General features: G+C 64.4%; 14 protein-coding genes and 1 tRNA gene. 10 read left to right on the top strand and 5 right to left on the bottom strand.

Features of this window, described 5'->3' with window-relative positions:
- Positions 1-547: 547 nt before the first annotated feature.
- Positions 548-1,183, top strand: a complete 636-nt coding sequence (locus tag ACLBX9_RS31310) for a response regulator transcription factor (RefSeq protein WP_010686969.1) — start codon at positions 548-550, stop codon at positions 1,181-1,183.
- Positions 1,184-1,989: 806 nt separating this feature from the next.
- Here ACLBX9_RS31310 and ACLBX9_RS31305 read toward each other — a convergent pair.
- The 3 genes from ACLBX9_RS31305 to ACLBX9_RS31295 all read right to left on the bottom strand — a co-directional run bounded on the left by ACLBX9_RS31305 (position 1,990) and on the right by ACLBX9_RS31295 (position 7,768).
- Positions 1,990-4,479, bottom strand: coding sequence for an ATP-binding protein (locus ACLBX9_RS31305; protein ID WP_447721646.1), 2,490 nt, complete (start codon positions 4,477-4,479; stop codon positions 1,990-1,992).
- 1,137 nt (positions 4,480-5,616) lie between these two features.
- Complete coding sequence (locus ACLBX9_RS31300) at positions 5,617-6,945, bottom strand: CAP domain-containing protein (RefSeq protein WP_447721645.1); 1,329 nt, start codon at positions 6,943-6,945, stop codon at positions 5,617-5,619.
- A gap of 745 nt (positions 6,946-7,690) precedes the next feature.
- Positions 7,691-7,768: transfer RNA gene (locus ACLBX9_RS31295), tRNA-Pro, on the bottom strand.
- A gap of 131 nt (positions 7,769-7,899) precedes the next feature.
- Between ACLBX9_RS31295 and ACLBX9_RS31290 the strand changes: the two genes are divergently transcribed.
- The 9 genes from ACLBX9_RS31290 to ACLBX9_RS31250 all read left to right on the top strand — a co-directional run bounded on the left by ACLBX9_RS31290 (position 7,900) and on the right by ACLBX9_RS31250 (position 18,309).
- Complete coding sequence (locus ACLBX9_RS31290; protein ID WP_447721644.1) at positions 7,900-9,195, top strand: glycosyltransferase family 4 protein; 1,296 nt, start codon at positions 7,900-7,902, stop codon at positions 9,193-9,195.
- A 118-nt stretch (positions 9,196-9,313) separates the two neighbouring features.
- Positions 9,314-9,634 (top strand): rhodanese-like domain-containing protein, encoded by a 321-nt coding sequence (locus ACLBX9_RS31285; RefSeq protein ID WP_010683161.1) that lies wholly within the window; start codon positions 9,314-9,316, stop codon positions 9,632-9,634.
- 145 nt (positions 9,635-9,779) lie between these two features.
- The gene (locus ACLBX9_RS31280; RefSeq protein ID WP_010683162.1) at positions 9,780-10,934 is read left to right on the top strand and encodes an efflux RND transporter periplasmic adaptor subunit; all 1,155 of its coding nucleotides are present in this window, start codon (positions 9,780-9,782) and stop codon (positions 10,932-10,934) included.
- Between the two features lie 107 nt (positions 10,935-11,041).
- Entirely contained in the window at positions 11,042-14,236 is a 3,195-nt protein-coding gene (locus tag ACLBX9_RS31275) for an efflux RND transporter permease subunit (protein WP_447721643.1), read from the top strand.
- 97 nt (positions 14,237-14,333) lie between these two features.
- Entirely contained in the window at positions 14,334-14,861 is a 528-nt protein-coding gene (locus ACLBX9_RS31270; protein WP_447721642.1) for a hypothetical protein, read from the top strand.
- A gap of 86 nt (positions 14,862-14,947) precedes the next feature.
- A complete protein-coding gene (locus ACLBX9_RS31265; protein WP_010683165.1) occupies positions 14,948-15,727 on the top strand; it encodes a lysophospholipid acyltransferase family protein in 780 nt (259 codons plus the stop codon).
- A 139-nt stretch (positions 15,728-15,866) separates the two neighbouring features.
- Positions 15,867-16,313, top strand: coding sequence for a hypothetical protein (locus ACLBX9_RS31260; protein WP_010683166.1), 447 nt, complete (start codon positions 15,867-15,869; stop codon positions 16,311-16,313).
- 148 nt (positions 16,314-16,461) lie between these two features.
- Complete coding sequence (locus ACLBX9_RS31255) at positions 16,462-17,568, top strand: DUF2125 domain-containing protein (protein ID WP_447721641.1); 1,107 nt, start codon at positions 16,462-16,464, stop codon at positions 17,566-17,568.
- 60 nt (positions 17,569-17,628) lie between these two features.
- Positions 17,629-18,309 carry a phosphoribosylanthranilate isomerase gene (locus ACLBX9_RS31250; RefSeq protein ID WP_447721640.1) on the top strand — a complete coding sequence of 227 codons (681 nt, stop codon included), beginning with the start codon at positions 17,629-17,631 and terminating at the stop codon, positions 18,307-18,309.
- 155 nt (positions 18,310-18,464) lie between these two features.
- Here the strand turns inward: ACLBX9_RS31250 and ACLBX9_RS31245 are convergent, their stop codons facing one another.
- The gene (locus tag ACLBX9_RS31245; protein ID WP_010683169.1) at positions 18,465-18,833 is read right to left on the bottom strand and encodes a LapA family protein; all 369 of its coding nucleotides are present in this window, start codon (positions 18,831-18,833) and stop codon (positions 18,465-18,467) included.
- A gap of 18 nt (positions 18,834-18,851) precedes the next feature.
- Positions 18,852-19,163: an integration host factor subunit beta gene (locus ACLBX9_RS31240; RefSeq protein ID WP_010683170.1), complete on the bottom strand. Its 312-nt coding sequence runs from the start codon at positions 19,161-19,163 to the stop codon at positions 18,852-18,854.
- Positions 19,164-19,189: the final 26 nt, after the last annotated feature.

The following is a 19,189-nucleotide window of genomic DNA, read 5'->3' as shown; positions in this document are numbered from 1 at the left end:
CCGCTACTGCTTAAGTAGAATGGTCCAACGAGCTCGAGAATTGCGCTGCATGTCGCTCAAGGCCCTGGTCTTATAGGCTGAATTCGGATGGCCGTGGGTCCTCTGATATGTTTAGTCGTGAAAGTTCTGGCAATTCAGATTAGCGGCCTGAAATCAATCTTGACACCAGCTGACGTCCTGTCTAAAAGCCTAACGCTCTCAATTTAAAATATCCATGTATAGGAATTGATTGATTGAAGTAATCCTGTTTGCAAATGTGGAATAAGGATAGGCGTTAAAATAGATTTCCTGACCGACGCTGATGCAAAGGGTCTGACTAAGGAATGTGGTTGCGTGCCGACATTGTTTAAACTAGTCCCTTATCTGTTTAACGTCTCCGGATTTTCCGATGATGTATGGACGTCTCGATGATTGATGTTTGTTGTGCGTCTTCATTCAGATAATACGGGCGACGGTAGATTTCTTTAATTTCAGTCATCAGGTCCAAGATAGCAAACGATGCTCAAATCGGGCTCCGAAAGACGTCAGAGATGATAAAGAGTTGTGCATGACTAGTCTTACCGGCCCTCGTATAGTGATTGCGGATGATCATCCGGTGGTTCTCGCGGGGCTGGTTGCGCTCCTTCGTCAGGTCAATAATCTGAACGTTGTGGCGGCCTGCTCAGAGGGGGAAACCGCTCTCAAGAAGATCCTCGAGTTGCAGCCCGACATCGCATGTCTTGACGTCCAGATGCCGAGATATACGGGCTTTGAGGTTGTAGAGGCCGCGCGCCAAGCAGGGTCTAAAACGAGCTTCATGTTTCTGACCGGTTCCGTATCGCGCGAGGAATTCGCAACTGCGTCAGAGTGTGGTGCAATTGCAATATTTCATAAGGACTCGGCCAGCGTTGAGCTTGTAGAATGGTTTGAAAATTTTGACTTGAAGCGCGATGGTCGCTCGCTGGAGTTAAGGGACGCGGAATTCAGTCCTCGAAGCCTGACAGCTCGCGAACGCGAGATCGCAATGCTGGTTGCGCGCGGGTTGACAAACAAGCATATCGCTCGAGAGGCTGGTATCTCTGAAGGAACAGTGAAGATACATCTTTACAATATCTTCCAGAAGTTGGGCGTGGCGAACAGGACAGAACTCGCAAATTACGCAAACGTGCGCAGTGTTGTCGGACTGGAGGAACACCGCTTCTGACTAAAGGTCCGATCGGCATGCGGCAGAGGCGTTGGGAGATCGCCGTCAGCGTCAGGTCCTGTTGCCGCGGCGATACACGGTTTAGTCAGCCCTCGTCAGCGATGACGGCCACGCGCGCTGACCGTGGCTCCGTCCCATGCCAATTTGCCATCACAGGGTGCACCAGCGGACAGTGAGGCCTTTGAAGGCTATCGTGTTAACCGCTTACGCGTGAGGCCTGCGCGGCCGATCTCCCGCCTACGACCGCGTTTGTTCAAGTCGATCGAGGAGAGCCAGCGCACTCGCAGTCCACTGCCCGCACCTTAAACGTCGTGACGGTCAATCGTCGGCCGACCGATACGACAGGGCTCTGACTCGTGTCCGGTGGGACCAAACCAGCGATTGGACCTCATGTCTCGCGGGACGCAAGGATCCCAACGTCGGGTCAGCCTCAAAAGGCGCCTTGCGGACAAATGCCGGCCGCGTGGCCATCTCGCACCGCTCCCAATCGGAGCGGCAGGACGAAGATTTTCGGATGTTGCTGTGAACGATGGCCGGGGTGTCGCTCCATCCCAATGAGACTATCAAGGGGCAGCGCGGCATGGCGGCAGCGCCACCACGGTTGCGATTGGCGCAGCTGTCGGCCACGCTGCGCGGGCCTGACGTGGCCAATGTTGCGCCGCGGCAGCTCAGGATGAGCCCACACAGAATGCCGGCCCTCGTCGCTGACATTCCTTTCGGTCTGGTCCGATCTGGCTCCACGCCACGCGCTGGTCGGTTCACGCACAGGGTATGATCCTGATCTCGCGGGCTCAACGAAAACTGGTTCACTGGGTCGTCTTCGCGCCATCCAGGAAGCGATGCCGAATGAGCGCGGCCTCTGTCTCGAGGATGACTTCTCGAAGCGCGGATCCAAACCCGCTCGCACCATCGTCCACGCGAGCTTGAGTCTCGAACTCTTCCGCAAGGCGCTGCAGGGCTGAAAGTCCGAGCATGCCGGCTGCTCCTTTCAAAGCATGCATTTCATCGGCTTTCTCGCGTCCGGTCAGGTCCTGGCTGCCAATCTTCTCACGGGCGTGTTCAGCGTGCTCGAGAGCATCACGAAGAAGATTCTCGAGGTCTGGACCGAGTTTATCCTTCAATCGGTCAAGCTTCTCTGGCTCGAGCATGTTCGATCGATCGACGGAGAAGGTGGTTGACAGTGCATCGATGACCGGCAGCGCATGGCTTCCGGCTGTAAGTCGCGAGATTGTCTCGTCGAGGACGCTCCAATCGATCGGCTTGGCGACACAGGCGTTTATGCCGGCCGCAAGATATCGGCGGCGTTCACTTTCGAAGACATTCGCGGTCAACGCTATAATCGGAATGTTCTGGACCGGACCGGCCCGGCTGCGGATCTGACGAGTTGCCTCGACGCCATCCATAATAGGCATCTGGATGTCCATCAATATTAGATCAAACGTCTGCTGTGCGGCCAGATCGACTGCCTCAGCCCCGTTTCGCGCGAAGGCGAGCGTATGTTTGTCTGAACTCAGCATGGAAGCGATAATGCTGCGATTCAGATCTACGTCTTCAGCGATCAAAATTCGAAGTGGCCGCAGTGAAAGATTGTTACTTTCCTGAGAATATTGAATAAGTGAATTACTAATTTGTTGGAATGGAATTTCGAACCAAAATGTACTGCCCTTTCGAGGCACGCTGATAAAATCGATCTCTCCATCCATCGCAACGACAAGGCGTTTGCAAATGGCCAGACCTAACCCGCTGCCGCCATACCGACGGGCGGTCGACTTATCTTCTTGCGTAAAGGCATTAAATATTTCCGATTTCTTTTCTTTATCGATGCCGATGCCGGTGTCGTGAACGTCGAAACGAAATCGTAATGTATCCGCATCGATACGGCGGTGTTGGGCTATGAGCCTGACGCCACCATGATGGGTGAATTTGATCGCGTTGCCGACCAGATTCAATAAAATCTGTTGTGTTCTGGTTGGGTCGCCCATCACATATTCGGGCGCCGTATCGGGGAACTCATAATCGAAATCTATGTGTTTCGCGTGACAGAGTGGTTGCGCTGTCGCGCAGACTGCCTCGAAGACGGACTTTATGGAAAACGATGTCGACTCAATCTCAAGCTTTCCCGAGTCGATCTTCGAAAAATCTAGAATATCGCTGATTACATTCAGCAGATGCTGACCGGACTGCTTGATGTGATGAAGATAGACTTTCTGCCCATCGGTTAGAGGTTCCTTCGAGAGGAGGTCGACCAAGCCTAGGACCCCGGTCATCGGCGTTCTAAGCTCATGGCTCATGACGGAAAGGAACTCGCCTTTTGCTCGACCGGCAGTCTCTGCTCGATCACGCGCCGCCTCTGCGTCTCGACGAGCTCGATCTGCGGTAATTCCAGCCTCGCGCAGCCGCTCGGCAGAATTCTCAAGTCGAGCCAGGAGCACGCCGAGAGGCACAGCAGATAAAAGGGCTGTTAGTGTGAATAAATGGTATACAACTAGTAATTTGGCGCTTTCTGCCGTAGCGGGCAAATTGATGTGGCCAGACCCTTCGAACGTAAACCACCTTACGACAAGGGATAAGCTGAACACGGCGGCTGTGCTTCCAAGAAGTCCCCCGCTGAGTGTCGCCAAAAGAAGAAGTGGTATCGCCAGAAACAGGAATGGTGTACCGGATGCAAGCAGGAAATAACTGGCAGTTGCTGTCGCTATTGTGAGAATAAACGTTTGCGTAAATTGCTGGATGTTCAGGCTGCGAAGAAGATTTCTTTCGGTCCAGCTCGAGGCGAGTGGCAGGGCCACGAGTAGATCAAGCGCTTCGGTGATGGATCGCGCTTTTATGAGGGATTGATCTTGGATAGGAACGGAAACGCCAATCCAAACAAACTCAAACGAAGTGCTCAGTAATGATGCGGACAGGCAGGCAAAAGTCAGCAAAATTATGCATCTCAGGGAGAGGTACCATCGGTACTTGATGTTAAGTCGCTTGAAGGCGGCGGCAGTAAATAGGACTTCGAAAATATCGGCGACGACAATGCCTGGCACCGCTGCGCGGGGTGTTCCCATCAACCAATGAGCCACAAAATCTCCCAATCCCGCGATCGAGATCAAAGGCAGCCAAAAGCGAGACGGCGTGCGAAGCAGCGCCGCTAGGAACGTGCAGGTTGCACACCATGCAATAATACTCGCGCCGGCCTCGTTCCGAAGATAGGCACTACTCAGTGCGGCGCCGAGGAACAGCATCGGCGGGACGGTCAAGGCGACCATGAAGGTCTTCAAACTGAATTCACGAGGTTCAAGTTTTTCCATCGGACTGCTTTGGTGCATGCAAAGCTGCCTCAAGGGTCACAATAGGAACGCAGCTTCTGCTGTCTTCGAGGCTGGTCGGCGGCACAAGATGCGGGAAATGCGGAAGGCGTCAACCGGAACGAGAGTCGGGCACCATCTCCGACCGGTTCAGAATGTTCAGGCGGCCATAGCCGCTTGACCGCACCAGTCGACGATGCCGCAGTGCGGCAGCGCTGGATGCTGATCGATCTCCTCAGGCATATTCTGCTCGAACGCGATGACAGATGTACACCGCTTCCAGCATTCAGCGGCGCGGAGACGGGGTCGGGACGTGGGACGCCAGGATTGAGCCGATGCGACGTCGAGACAGTGGTTGGGCGCCTGCAGTCAGGTCGTCAGGCGCAAAGCGGGTTTGCTCCGTCCAATCCTCGTCCTGGCGTCCGTCCGGCTCCCCATCCGGTCGGGATTGATAGCGCGGAGGTTGCCGGGAATGGGTACGAAGGCCCCGTCAGCCGTTTGGCCCGCCGTCTCGGGGCGCGGTCTGGCCGGCTTGGCGGCTTGCGAACCAGGTGCTCGCGCCCAAACTATCGGCTCCGCGCCTGCGCTTGAGCTGCAGCGTCCGGCTCCCTCAGGAAGCGAGCATACCGGCAGGGCCCGCTGTGATGCGTCGGAGATCGGATCTTGCGCATTCGTGTGATGCGGTGATCTCGGGGGTCTTCCCGACGTGTCGCCAAGCCGCCAATGATCCGTGGCTCAAGCTGATAGGCGAGGTACTCCAGCTTGGAGACGGGCTGCTCGAACCGGTTCAGGTCGCGGTTGTGAGTGGCCAGGTACAGGAGATGGGCTCCGGCCGCGCGAATGACTCGGCAGCCGGCCTCGTCCTTGTGGCTCCGGAGCTTGCCTGAGACGACGATCTCGCCCGGCGTGAGGAGGGGCGCAAGCACGTCGGTGACGTAGCCGTGGAGACGGTGCCGTTGTCCGGTCCATCGATGAGCCAGGATTTCGAGCCACCGACCGCCGCTTACACCTTCGCGTTGACGGTGGGCAGTTCCGATTTTTTTCTTCCCAAGCGGTGATCTTGCCACATGACAGAAGCCGCAGCGGCGTGCTGCGGCCTCAGGTTCGTGAGACTTCCGGGCGGGCGCCCGCGAAATGGGACTACGATCGGCCCAGGTTGTTGGTCAGCTCGGTCAGCGCGGGCTGGGTAGAAGACGCATTTCCACCTGTGATCCTGGACGACGCGACCGAGGCGCCCGTCTGAGCTGTCAGGTCGGTCGAGCCTTCGCCTCCGCCGAGCCGGAACGCATTCATGAGTGTCAGGATGTTCTTCTGAGCCGTTGGATCGCTCAGCAGGCCGCTCACCGAACCGTTGCTGCTCAGCCTGCTAACCAGGTCTCCCAACGATCTCAGAACATCCGCGTTCGATACGCTAGAACCATGGGGCGCCTGTGCGAAGACCGGATTCATCCCGGGATTGACGGAGCCCCGATCAATGGCAGCCCCAGCACCGCCCGTCGCTCCGTCGCCTCGGTCGTCGCCCCCGCCGCTGCTGCCGCCTTTGCCGCGGCGATGACTGTGACCATGACCGTCGTCGCTGTGGCCGTGGCGATGACCGTGGCGATGTCCATGGCTGTCATTGCCGTGTTCGTCCGGATCGCGGGTTCCGGTGGCGCCCGTCGAACCGGTGGTGCCGGTGCCGCCCGTGGCGCCGGTCGAACCCGTCGATCCGGTCGTACCTGTGCTGCCGGTGGCGCCGGTCGAACCCGTCGATCCGGTGGTGCCCGTGCTGCCGGTGGTGCCGGTCGAGCCGGTCGAACCCGTCGAGCCAGTGGTGCCCGTGCTGCCTGTGGCGCCGGTCGAACCCGTCGAGCCAGTGGTGCCCGTGCTGCCGGTGGTGCCGGTGGTGCCGGTCGAGCCGGTCGAACCCGTCGAGCCAGTGGTGCCCGTGCTGCCTGTGGCGCCGGTCGAACCCGTCGAGCCAGTGGTGCCGGTCGAGCCCGTCAGACCCGTGCTGCCCGTTGCTCCATTGCCAAGCTCCGCCCGCTCCTGCGCGTTGGGCGAGGCAAAATCTTCAGTGACGAAGACAACGTTCTCGTAGCCACCTATATTGCCAAGATGCAGGCCAATGCCGACCTGATCGAAGTTCGGGCTCAACAGGTTTTCACGATGCTCGGGTGAATTCATCAGCGCTCGATTGAGCGCGTCCACGGTAGCCTTGTCCATGCCACCGGACGCGTATGCGATGTTCTCGCCCCAATTCTCATAGCCATAGCCGGCTGCTGCTATGCGGTCCGCCGGGCTCGACCCGTTCACGCCCGTGTGGCTGAATGTGTCGGTCTGGTCCATCCAAGCCGAGTGATTGTCGGCTGCCGCCAAGAGCTCGCCGTCAAAAGTAAGGGTCTTAACGCCTGCAGCTGCTCGTTCCTGATTGACTAGGGAGAGAAAATAGTCTTCCAACTCAGAGGGAGTCATTTGGGGATCGCTCAAATCTCACCTCTATTGTTTTCGTGCTGCCGAATCGCCGAACAATATGCGAGATATCCTCAGCCAATATGGCAAAACGACGATCCGGCGAGGCAGGCGAAATGTCGCGGACATACGAACCGAGGCGCAGCAGTTAGCGCCGTTCCGGTGCAATTGGATTGGTCGATGCTGCCGCCAGCAGGCCTGTCGACGAACACTTCCGAGGCAGCCCACATTCGCAATCACGCTGATCGGCGGAATGGATGTCGACGCTAAAGCGTTGAAAACAACCGTCGGAGCGGCATTCGTCATGTTCGAACGAGCGGCAGCCGCAGGCGACGACGGCCCGCATGCGGCAGGCTTCTCGCCTTCTGACCGGGGCGCACTCACTGTCCGGTTCGTACGCGGTCCACGGGGGGCAGGCGCTCCAGCGGGACGCTCGCCAAGCTTGAATCGCGAGGCCCTGACGCGGCATTGCCGGCAAGATGCCGGGTGATGGCTCTGCGCGTGCCGACCACCAGACGAAAGTGGCCGCGGAGGACGCAGGCCTGACCGGCGGCAGCCGTCCAGGCGATGCGGATCGTGGACCGGATCGAGGGATGCCGCCGCCTTCAAGCCTCGCGCGGCACCGGGAAACTCCCGCCGAGGCAGCGCCTCCCGAACGACCCGCGACGGGAACTCGCTGTGAACTGTAGGTGTAAACCGTTTTGAAGATTGCCCTGGGGCTTCCGGTTCTGAGCCTCCGGTACAGGCCCGACCCCTGAATGATTGGTCGGAGTGGCGGGATTCGAACCCACGACCCCTAGTCCCCCAGACTAGTGCGCTAACCGGGCTGCGCTACACTCCGACGCCGCAAGGGCCCGGGGCTCTTAGCCGTCGCGCCGCGCCTGTGCAACCCCCGTGATCGGGCCCGATGCGCTGGCTATGCCGGGCCCAGGTCGCTACGGGGAATCTCCGCAGCCGCCCCTCTTGAGGATCATGACAGACCGACCGATCGCCTTCGATCTCACGCGCCTCGTCACGCGCCTGCGGCATCCGAGTCCCTCCGGGATCGACCGGGTCGACCTCGCCTACGCGCGCGCCTTCCTGAGCCGGCCGGGCCTCGGCTTCGGTATCGTCTCCACGGCATATGGTCCCCGCGTCCTTCAGCGCGAGCAGGCGCTCGCGATCGTCGAGGCCGTAGCCGCCGGCTGGGTCGAGGATCGGCAGGCGGCTTCGGATCCGATCTTCCACCGCCTCGCGGCACGCTGCGGCGATCCGGCGGGAGCGGGGTCAATTCCGAGCGGGACGCGGGATCCGGCGCAGCGGATCGGTTCCTCAGAGCGGCGACGGATCCAGGCGCGGACGGCGGCCGACATCGCCCTGCGCGGCCGCCCGATCACCGCCCTGCCGCGCGACGCGCTCTATCTCCACACCTCACACCTGCGCCTCGACAATCCGGGCCGGTTCGACTGGCTCTATACGCGGCGGGACGTGCGCGCCGCATTCTTCGTCCATGACCTCATCCCGATCACCCATCCCGAATATGGAAGAGCCGGGGAGGCCGACCGCCACAGGGCGCGCATGCGCACGATCGGCCGGCATGCGGCCGCGATCCTGGTGAACTCGGCCGATACAGGCCGGACCACCCTGGACCACCTCGCCGCCGAGGGATTTGGACGGCCGCCGGTGGCGGTCGGCCATCTCGGCGTCGAGGACGCCTTTGGGCGCGCCGGACCCCGCTTCCGCCCCGACCGCCCGACCTTCCTGGTCTGCGGGACGATCGAATCGCGCAAGAACCACCTGTTCCTGTTCCAGATCTGGCGGCGGCTCGCAGAGCGCGACGGCGCCGCCACCCCCCGCCTCGTCGTGGTCGGGCGCCGGGGCTGGGAGGCCGAGAGCGCCATCGATATGCTCGAACGCTGCCCAGGCGTCCGTGCCCACACGGTCGAGGTCACGGGGCTGTCCACCCACGGCCTCGCTGCCCTCATGCGCAGCTGCACCGCCCTGCTGATGCCCTCCTTCGCCGAGGGCTACGGGATTCCCGTAGTGGAGGCCGCGGCCTGCGGGCTGCCGGTGGTCGCCTCGGATCTTCCGGTCCACCGGGAGATCGCCGAAGGATTCGCCCTGTTCCGCGATCCGCTGGATGGTCCGGGCTGGCTGGAGGCCATCGAGGCTCTGGCCCATCCAGCGTCGCCTCTCGGAGCCGAGCTGGCCAGGCGGCTCGACGGGTATGCGCCGCCCGACTGGAAGGCCCATTTCGCGACCGTCGAGCCCGTTCTGGCCGCGCTCTGAACCGGGCTGTCATCCGTTCTGCCCGCCGTCATCAAGTTGCGCCTCTCCGGCCTGACGCATAAGGAAACTCGTCAGTCCTCAGGCTTGGCGAAGGCCGGGCGGAACGGAGAACCTGCCGATGCGGGTAGTCGACCTCGATCGGGATACGATCAAGCACGGGCTCAGCGATGGCTCGATGCTGGTCATCGATGTCCGAGAGCCTCATGAATATGCGGCTGGACACATCCCGGGTGCCGTTTCCCATCCGCTGTCGGCATTTGATCCCGAGGCCGTGGCGGCGCTCGTGGCCGAGGATGGACGGCGGCCTGTCTTCTCATGCGCGTCCGGCGTCCGGTCGGTCCATGCGCTGATGGCCGTGCAGAACGCCGGTCTCGATATCGTCGAGCATTACAAAGGCGGCTTCAAGGACTGGTACAGCGCAGGCGAGACAGTCGAGTAGCCTCGCGGATCAATCCGGCTCAGGGAGCCGTGATGTGCGCTCGCGCACAAGCAACAGCGTTTCCCGCAGGTTAGGGCGCACCTGCGGCGGAACAATCGTCAAGCTCGGCACGACCGGCGGGTCGGCCAACGGACAGCAGGACCCGATGCGCAGCCGGCTTCCCAGCCTTCTCACCGTGCTCTCAGCCCTGGCCGCCGGCCTCGTGGCCGGACCGCTCGCGGCGCCCGCCCGGGCTCAGGCACCGGGCGGCCCGCCGCCCAAGGTGACCGTGGCCAAGCCCGTGGTGCGACAGATCGTCGAGCAGGACCAGTACACGGGCCGCTTCGACGCGATCGAGTACGTCGAAGTCCGCGCCCGCGTCACCGGTTACCTGGAGAAGATCAACTTCATCGACGGCCAGACGGTGAAGAAGGGCGAGACCCTGTTCATCATCGATCGCCGGCCCTACAAGGCGGCGCTGGAGCAGGCCCAGGCAGCGCTCGCATCCGCCAAGGCGCGTCAGTCCTTCTCGCAGACGGATCTCGAGCGCGCGCAGACGCTCTCTCGCAGCGGTAACATCTCCGAGCAGGTCACCGACCAGCGCCGGCAGGCCTCACTGACCGCGCAAGCCGACGTCGACAGCGCCCAGGCGGCTCTCAACAATGCCCAGCTGAACTATGACTTCAGCGAGGTGAAGGCGCCGATCAACGGCCGCATCAGCCGGCGGCTAGTGACCGAGGGCAACATCGTCAGTGCCGACCAGACGATGCTGACCACGATCGTGTCGCTCGACCCGATCTACTTCAGCTTCACCGTCGACGAGAAATCGTTTCTGAAATACCAGAACAGCCTCGGCATCGGGATGGGTCAGACCCAGCAGGGCAAGGGCGTGCCGATCTCGATCGCGCTCTCCGGCGAGGCGAAGCCGACCCGCAAGGGCACCCTCGACTTCGTCGACAACCGGGTCGACAACGCCACCGGCACGATCCTGCTGCGGGCCACGGTCCCCAATGCCGACCTGTTCATCAAGCCCGGCCTGTTCGGCATCGTCGCGATGCCGGCGACCAAGCCGTATCAGGGCGTGCTGATCCCCGACGAGGCGGTCGCCGCCAACCAGGACAAGCGGATCGTCTACCTGCTCGGGCCCGACAACGTGATCCAGCAGAAGGATGTGGTGCTGGGCCCGAAGGTCGACGGCTACCGGGTGATCCAGTCCGGGCTGAAGGGTGACGAGACCCTGGTGGTCAACGGCATCTCCCGGATCCGGCCCGGCGCCAAGGTGACGCCGGAGACCATCGAGCTGCCCCCGAGCAAGACGTGAGCCCGAGCGGCTCGCCGAGACCGCTTCCGAGCGCGCCGCGCGGCGCGCCCCGCACCGACGACGCAGGGCCCCGGCCGGGAGACCGGCGGGCCTCAGAGGTTTGACCGATGCGTTTCGCCCATTTCTTCGTCGACAGGCCGATCTTCGCGTCCGTCACGTCGATCGTGTTCCTGATCCTCGGCTTCGTGGCCTACGAGAGCCTGCCGGTCTCGCAATACCCCGAGATCGTGCCGCCGACCGTGACGGTGCGCGCCTCCTATCCGGGCGCCAACGCCGAGACCGTGGCCGCCACGATCGCGACGCCGATCGAGCAGGAGGTCAACGGCGTCGACAACATGCTGTACATGACGTCGTTGTCGACCAACGACGGCAACATGCTGCTGACCGTGACCTTCAAGGTCGGCACCAACCTCGATATCGCCAACGTGCTGGTGCAGAACCGGCTCTCGGTGGCGCAGCCGCGCCTCCCGCCGGACGTGCGCAACCTCGGCGTCACGGTGCGCAAGGCTTCGCCCGACCTGATGCTGGTCGTGCACCTGCTCTCGCCCAACAAGACCTACGATCAGAACTACCTCGCCAACTACATCTACCTGAACATCCGCGACGAGCTGCTGCGCCTCGACGGCGTCGGCGACATCACGATCTTCGGCGGCAACGAGTACGCCGAGCGCATCTGGGTCGATCCCAACAAGCTCGCAGCCTACGGACTCTCGGTCACCGACGTCACCTCGGCCCTGCAGGAGCAGAACGTCCAGGTGGCGGCGGGGCAGCTCAACGGCCCGCCTGCGGCCAAGAACGAGGCGTTCCAGCTCGTCGTGCAGTCGCAGGCGCGCTTCAAGACGCCCGAGCAGTTTGCCGAAGTGATCATCAAGGCGCAGGACGGGCGCCTCGTCCGGGTCAAGGACATCGCCCGCGTCGAGATGGGCCAGAAGGACTACACGACCAATTCCTACCTGAACGAGACTCCCGCGGTGGGCATCGGCGCGTTCCAGCGGCCCGGCACCAACGCCCTCGACGCCGCGGCGTCGGTCAAGAAGGTCATGGAGGAGGTCAAGAAGAACTTCCCGCCGGACGTCGAGTACCGCATCGCCTACAACCCGACGGAGTTCATCGAGGAGTCGATCCACGAGGTCTACAAGACCCTGTTCGAGGCGGTCGGCCTCGTGGTCATCGTGGTGCTGGTGTTCCTGCAGAGCTGGCGCACCGCGATCATCCCGGTCATCGCAATTCCGGTGTCGCTCATCGGCACGTTCGCCGCGATGGCGGGTTTCGGCTTCTCGCTCAACAACCTGACCTTGTTCGGTTTGGTGCTCGCCATCGGCATCGTGGTCGACGACGCGATCGTGGTGGTGGAGAACGTCGAGCGCAACATGGCCGAGGGCCTGTCGCCGGGTGATGCCGCGCACAAGACCATGGACGAGGTCGGCGGCGCGGTCATCGCCATCGCGCTGGTGCTCGCCGCGGTGTTCGTGCCGACCGCGTTCATCCCGGGCATCTCGGGCCAATTCTACAAGCAGTTCGCGCTGACCATCGCGGCTTCGACGCTGATCTCGGCCTTCAACTCGCTGACCCTGTCGCCGGCGCTCTGCAAGCTGCTTCTGGTGCCGCACCACGCCCGGAAGGAGCCGAAATTCTTCCTGACGCGGTTCGTGAACTGGCTGGCGAACGGCTTCAACCGCGCCTTCGACGCAACCTCGAACGCCTATGGACGGACCATCCGCGTCCTGACCGGCGGCGTCGTAGGCATCGGCGTGATGCTGCTGGTCTACGCGGCGGTGATCGCCGGCACGCTGCACCTCGCGCAGACGACGCCGACAGGCTTCATCCCCGACCAGGACCAGGGCTACCTGATCGGCGTGGTCCAGCTGCCTTCCGGCTCGTCCCTCGACCGCACCACGGACGTTATCCTGCGCGCCGCCAAGCAGGCGCGCACGGTCGACGGCGTGGCCAACGCGGTGATCATCGCGGGCTTCGACGGCGCGACCTTCACCAACACGACCAATGCCGGCGTGATGTTCCTGACGCTCAAGGGCGCGAAGGAGCGGGCCACGCAGGGGCGGAGCGCTGCCGTCATCACCGGCGACGTGCTGAAGGCGACCTCCGACATCCAGGAAGCGCGGGTCATCGTCATCCCGCCGCCGCCCGTCCGCGGCCTCGGCAACGGCGGCGGCTTCAAGATGCAGATCGAGAGCCGGCAGTCGTCGGATATCGGCCCGCTCATGGCCGCGGCCGGCGAGGTGATCGGTCAGGCCAACCAGAGCGCGGACGTGCAGCGGGTCTTCACGACCTTCGACAACTCGACGCCGCAGCTCTTCCTCGACATCGACCGCACGATCGCGCGGATGCTGAACGTGCCGCTGGCCAACGTGTTCTCGTCGGTCCAGGCGGATCTCGGCGGCACCTACGTGAACGACTTCAACACCCTCGGCCGTATCTATCAGGTGCGTCTGCAGGGCGACGCGGCGTTCCGCACGTCGATCCAGGACATCTCGCAGATCAAGGTGCGCTCCTCAACTGGTGCACTGGTGCCGATGGGCACGCTCGCCTCGGTGCGCGACGTGACCGGTCCGCAGATCGTGCAGCGGTTCAACCTGTACTACTCGGTGCCGGTGCAGGGCGTGGCCAAGCCCGGCATCTCCACCGGTCAGGCGCTGGACGCCATGGAGCAGATCGCCAAGAAGGCGCTGCCCGAGGGCTACTCCTACGACTGGACCGAGATCGCCTACCAGCAGAAGGCCGCGAGCGGCACCGCGGGCGCCGTCTTCGCGCTGGGCGTGCTGCTGGTCTTCCTGGTGCTGGCCGCGCAGTACGAGTCCTGGGCGCTGCCGCTGGCGATCCTGCTGGTGGTGCCGACCGGCGTGCTGGCGGCACTCGCGGGCGTGCAGCTCCGCGGCCAGGACAACAACATCCTGACGCAGATCGGCCTGATCGTGCTCATCGGCTTGGCTGCCAAGAACGCGATCCTGATCGTCGAGTTCGCCCACGACATCGAGCAGCGGGAGCATCGCGGCCCGGTGGAGGCGGCGGTGGAGGCCTGTCGCCTGCGCCTGCGCCCGATCCTGATGACCGCCTTCGCGTTCATCCTCGGCACGCTGCCGCTGGTGATCGCCACCGGTCCGGGCGCCGAGATGCGCCAGGCGCTCGGAACGGCGGTGTTCTTCGGGATGATCGGCGCGACCTTCTTCGGCCTGTTCCTGACGCCGGTCTTCTACGTGGTGATCCGCCACTTCTCGAATTGGCTCGGCCGGTTCCGGAAGAAGCACACGCACGCCGATCACGGCGGCGCCCCCGCCCACGGCTGACGCGCCGCGCTCGAACCCGGAAGCCGCGTCCGATCCACGAGGATCAGGCGCGGCTTTCGCGCGACGGTCGGGTCAGTCCGGTGTAGAGGCTCGGCCCATGCATGCCGTCGGCCGCCTGTTCGTCGGGGCTTTCGCCCTCCTGCTCGCCATTCCGACGGGCCTCGCAGTCCTCGTCTCGGCGCTGCTCGTTGATCCGGCCGCGCAGGCTTGGCTCACCGGCGGCGCGCTCGCCGGCCTCGACATGGCGCTGTCCGACCTGTCGGCGGGGTTGCCGCCGGAGGGGCTGATCCTATTCGTTGCCGGCCTCGCCAAGGCCCTGTTCGTCCTTCTGGTCGTGCCTCCGGCCTTCGTCGGCCTCGGCGGCGAGATCCTCGCCCGGCGCGGCCTCCTCTGGTACGGCGCCGGGTGCGGCCTGCTGACCGCCGCCCTCCCCTGGCTCACCCGCGGCGCCGTGCGCTCCCGCGATACCGGCCGGAATTCCGGTGTCAATCCTGACCTTCTCGCCGCCGAGGCGCGCCTGACCTTGATCCTCTTCGTCGTCGGAGCCGGCGCGGGACTCGTCTACTGGCTGATCGCCGGACGGAGCGCCGGATTCGTCCGGGAGGCCCGTGAGGGCGGCGCCTGAGCATCGCTTCTCCCGCCCGGCGTCAGTGCCGCTTGGCCATGGACCCACGGGCGCGCTACAGGGGGGCCGCCACGCCGCGGAATCCGATGCTCGCCCTGCGCTCCCTCGCCTTCAACCTCTGCTTCTACGCCATGACGACGGTCCTGGCGGTTGCCGGGATGCCCACGCTGATCGCGGGGCGCTCCGTGCTTCGGCTGGCCCGGGCCTGGGGACGGGCCACGTTGTGGCTGCTGCGAGTGGTTGCGGGTACCCGTGTCGAGTTCCGCGGCCTTGAGAACATCCCGCCCGGGCCCCTGCTGGTAGCCGCCAAGCATCAGTCGGCTCTGGAGACCCTGGCGCTTTGCACGATCCTGCCGGACTTCGCCTACATCCTGAAAAAGGAATTGCTGCTCATCCCCCTGATCGGCTGGTATCTCTCGCGCAGCGGCATGGTCGCGATCGACCGGTCCAAGGGCACACGGGCTATGAGCGCGATGAACGCCGCCGCCGGCGAGGCGATCCGGAAGGGTCGCCAGCTCATCATCTTCCCGGAGGGTACCCGCCGTCCGGTCGGCGCCGAGCCGGCCTACAAGCAGGGCCTGTCGCACCTCTACGTGGCGCTGAACGTGCCGTGCCTGCCGGTGGCACTGAACACCGGTCTGTTCTGGTCCCGCAACAGTCTCGTTCGACGGCCCGGCACCGCCATCATCGAGTTCCTGCCGCCCATCCCGCCGGGGTTACCCCGGCAGGAATTCCAAGCTCTGGCGCAGGAGCGCCTGGAGACGGCCTCGAACGCCCTCGTGGACGGCGGCCTCGCGGGTCTCGCCGCCGCCGGCAACCCCGTCCCAGCGGCGGAGGCCCCTGCCGCAGCCGCGCCGCGTCGCTGAGGCGTCGGACCTATCGACGACGACTGAGGACCACCCGCAACAGGGTGCCCGTCTTGTGGATAGCGTGGGCAACGCCCACATCCTCCTCTAGGAACGTCGCCCTTGACGCCTGTGGATATCGCACGCTAATTTGGAACAAATGGCGAACAGAAGAGCCCTGTCCTGGTCGGCCGCGCTTCGCGACCTGAAGGACGATCGCAACCGGAGGCAGGACGTGCGTGAAGAACGCCTCAAGACGACCGCGGGTCTGCGCGGATCGCCCGCGCTTCCCCTTTCCGCGTGGCGCGGCCGCTCCGGCCGGCGCTACGTCGTTGGGGTTCATCCGGCCGGGGGCTTCGACCTCGACGAGATGGCACAGGCCGTGGTGATCGCGGTGCGCCGCGACGACACCGGCATTGCCGAGATGGTTTCGGTCGCAAATTCCAGCGAGAACCCGCGCGATCATCTGCGGCGGACTTGGCTCGACCGCGTCCGCAGCCGGGGTGCCACCGAGATGCACGTGCATCGCCTTGCCGAGAACGAGGCTGAGCGGGTTGCGATCGTGGAGGATCTGAAAGTCGATACCGCCGAGCCGGCGCAGGTCTGATCGAAACATTCGATCGGAACGGCCAGGCTGGCGGATGAAACGCGCGTCGCTGGTCGACCGGAGGCGCCACCGCCCCAGTTTCGCCCCGTGCGTGGCCTCAAGCCGGGGCTGCGATGTTCCTGCGGGAACGTGATCGGGAGCGGAATGCATGGTGCAGGATCGGACGCGTCCGGAGGTTGCTCCTCAGACGCCCCCGGCGCGCGGGGCGCGGCGATCCCGGCTCGGGCTGTTCTTGCCGTACGTCCTGCTCGCCCTCGTGGTGGTAGGTTGGTCGATTGGCTGGTTCTGGATCCGTGAGCGGGCGGCCGGCGAGATCGATGGCTGGATCGCCCGCGAGGCCGCGGCGGGCCGCACATGGACCTGTGCTGACCGTTCACTCGGCGGTTACCCCTTCCGGATCGAGCTGCGCTGCAGCGCCGTCACGCTGGTACGCGCCGACGGGCGCCTCCGCCTGGGCCCGAGCACTGCGGCGGCCCAGATCTACCAGCCCCGCCTCATCGTATTCGAGAGTGCCGGACCGTTCCATGTCGAGCAGGGCGATCTGACCGGGGATGCCGCCTGGAAGAACCTGCAGGGTAGCTTCCACGGCGCGGCGGATGGATTCACCCGGGCGTCGCTGGTGGTCGATGCGCCCAATGTCACGGTGAAGGGGGCGGAGCCAAGCCCCATCGCGGTTTCGGGCAAGCATCTGGAACTGCATGCACGGCCGAGTCCCGGCCGCTATGAATCGGATGGCGCCGTCGATCTCAGCCTGCGCCTGAACCACGCGGAGGCGCCGCAGCTCGACGCACTCACCGGTACGCAGGATCCGGCAGACGTCGCCCTCGACGCGACGCTCACGCAGGCCATAGTGCTGCGCACCGGCACTGTGGCACGCGAACTTGAGCGGTGGCGTCAGGCCGGCGGCACCCTCGATCTTACCGCACTCTCCCTGTCCAAGGGGGCGCAGCGGGTCCAGGCGAAGGGCACGCTCGCCCTTGACGGCGCCCACCGCCCGGCGGGGCAGATCGACCTCCGGGCCGCCGGCGTCGACGCGCTGGTGGGCGGCATCGTCGGCCAGCGGTTCGGTTCCGACAGGGGCGCCCTGGTGGGACAGCTGGTCGGCGGCCTCCTGGGCCTGGGCCAGCGCCCGGATCGGGACGCCCCGACCGACGCGCCGCCGCTGAAGGCGCTTCCGCCGCTGCGCCTCGTCGACGGGAAGATCGTGTTCAGTGGTTTCCCGATCCCGAACGTCGTCGTGCCACCGCTATACTGAAGGGCGGCCGCGCGGTGCATGGCGGCTGATCGGCGCCGCGCAATCCGCTATAGGAGCCCCATGCCTCCCGAGTCCGCCACTTCGGCCCGTGTGAAGATCTGCGGGCTCAGCACCGAAGCGACTCTGACCGCCGCGCTGGAGGCCGGGGCGGACTGGATCGGCCTCGTGCATTTTCCGCGCAGTCCGCGGCATGTGACGTTGGCGCAGGCCGCTACCCTGTCGGTCCTGGCGCGCGGGCGGGCCGAGCGTGTGGTCCTGCTGGTCGATCCGGACGATGATGTGATCGCTGCGGCCGTCGCGGCCGTGGATCCGGACCTGATCCAGCTTCACGGCCGCGAGAGCCCCGCGCGCGTGGCCGCGATCCGGGCCCTCGCCGGCCGTCCGGTGATGAAGGCGCTCGGCATCGCGACCGGAGCGGATCTCGCGGTCTTGCCCGACTATGCGCCGGTGGCCGACCGGATCCTCCTCGATGCCAAGGCGCCCCCGGACGCGGCGCTGCCCGGCGGCAACGGTCGCCGCTTCGACTGGGAGATCCTGCGCGGTGCCGCTCTTCCACCCGGCACGATGCTGTCGGGTGGCCTCGACGCCCGGAACGTGGCCGAGGCCCTGATGCGGACAGGGATCGGCGCAGTCGATGTCTCTTCGGGGGTCGAAGTGGCGCCCGGCGTGAAGGATCCGGATAAAATCGCGGCCTTCGTGGTGGCCGCGCGCGCCGGCATGAATCTGCCGGTGACGCGTTAGCAAGTTCAGGAGTCGTCCGCCACCGGATCAGGAATTGGTTGTAGGTCCGAGCCCGTGCCGAACGCGACGAGCCCCGCTCTCCTGTAAGCACGAGGGGGATCGTCGCGGCTGGGGCACCCGCTGTCCGGCCCCACGCAACCTGATCGGCAATCGCTCTAGCGCGGTGCCGGCAGGGCTGCGCGGCCTGTATTCGGCACCGTGTAGGCGCCGGACGTCTCGCTCTCCGGTGCGTAGGTCCGCAGCCGCGTGGCTTCGCGCTCGTAGCGGACCGCCTCGCGGCGATGGTAGCGCGCCCGCGCCCGGGTCTTGCCCTGACCGAGCCAAGTGAAGATGCCGCCGACCACGATGCCGAGCGCCACCGCGCCGAACAGGATCGCGTAGAGAGGCAGGTCGACGCTGAAGACGGGCGCGTCCGGGTTGAATGGGTCTAACGAGAGCCGTACTGGCGCGCGGTTGGCGACCGCCAGCAGGATCACCACGGCCGCGATCGGCAGGAGCACGAGGCTCTTCAGAAAACGGATCATCGCGCTCTCAGGTCCTTCCTACTCGGCGGCCGAGGCGGTCTCGCCGATGCCCGCCGCGTTAAGGCGTTGGCGCATCTCCTTGCCGGTCTTGAACACGGGGATCGCCTTCTCGGACACGGCAACGGCGGCACCCGTGCGTGGGTTGCGTCCCCGGCGCGCCTCTCGGCGCTTCACCGAAAAGGCGCCGAAGCCGCGCAGCTCCACCCGGTCGCCGCGGGCCAGCGCGTCGGAGATGGTGTCGAGGATGGCGTTGACCAGGATCTCCACGTCACGCTGGTAGAGATGCGGGTTCTGCTCGGCGATCTTGAGGACGAGCTCCGACTTGATCATGGCGTCTGGTCTTCTCGCGGGATCGG

The organism is Methylobacterium sp. A49B (genome assembly GCF_053346215.1).
This window is presented reverse-complemented; position numbering and strand designations above follow the sequence as displayed.

What these genes read in the sequence shown, in the direction of transcription:
- ACLBX9_RS31255 (WP_447721641.1), top strand. Translation starts at nt 16,462, where the DNA reads ATGGTGCAGGATCGGACGCGTCCGGAGGTTGCTCCTCAGACGCCCCCG.
- ACLBX9_RS31250 (WP_447721640.1), top strand. Translation starts at nt 17,629, where the DNA reads ATGCCTCCCGAGTCCGCCACTTCGGCCCGTGTGAAGATCTGCGGGCTC.
- ACLBX9_RS31280 (WP_010683162.1), top strand. Translation starts at nt 9,780, where the DNA reads ATGCGCAGCCGGCTTCCCAGCCTTCTCACCGTGCTCTCAGCCCTGGCC.
- ACLBX9_RS31275 (WP_447721643.1), top strand. Translation starts at nt 11,042, where the DNA reads ATGCGTTTCGCCCATTTCTTCGTCGACAGGCCGATCTTCGCGTCCGTC.
- ACLBX9_RS31310 (WP_010686969.1), top strand. Translation starts at nt 548, where the DNA reads ATGACTAGTCTTACCGGCCCTCGTATAGTGATTGCGGATGATCATCCG.
- ACLBX9_RS31245 (WP_010683169.1), bottom strand. Translation starts at nt 18,833, where the DNA reads ATGATCCGTTTTCTGAAGAGCCTCGTGCTCCTGCCGATCGCGGCCGTG.
- ACLBX9_RS31240 (WP_010683170.1), bottom strand. Translation starts at nt 19,163, where the DNA reads ATGATCAAGTCGGAGCTCGTCCTCAAGATCGCCGAGCAGAACCCGCAT.
- ACLBX9_RS31285 (WP_010683161.1), top strand. Translation starts at nt 9,314, where the DNA reads ATGCGGGTAGTCGACCTCGATCGGGATACGATCAAGCACGGGCTCAGC.
- ACLBX9_RS31265 (WP_010683165.1), top strand. Translation starts at nt 14,948, where the DNA reads ATGCTCGCCCTGCGCTCCCTCGCCTTCAACCTCTGCTTCTACGCCATG.
- ACLBX9_RS31260 (WP_010683166.1), top strand. Translation starts at nt 15,867, where the DNA reads ATGGCGAACAGAAGAGCCCTGTCCTGGTCGGCCGCGCTTCGCGACCTG.
- ACLBX9_RS31305 (WP_447721646.1), bottom strand. Translation starts at nt 4,479, where the DNA reads ATGGAAAAACTTGAACCTCGTGAATTCAGTTTGAAGACCTTCATGGTC.
- ACLBX9_RS31290 (WP_447721644.1), top strand. Translation starts at nt 7,900, where the DNA reads ATGACAGACCGACCGATCGCCTTCGATCTCACGCGCCTCGTCACGCGC.
- ACLBX9_RS31270 (WP_447721642.1), top strand. Translation starts at nt 14,334, where the DNA reads ATGCATGCCGTCGGCCGCCTGTTCGTCGGGGCTTTCGCCCTCCTGCTC.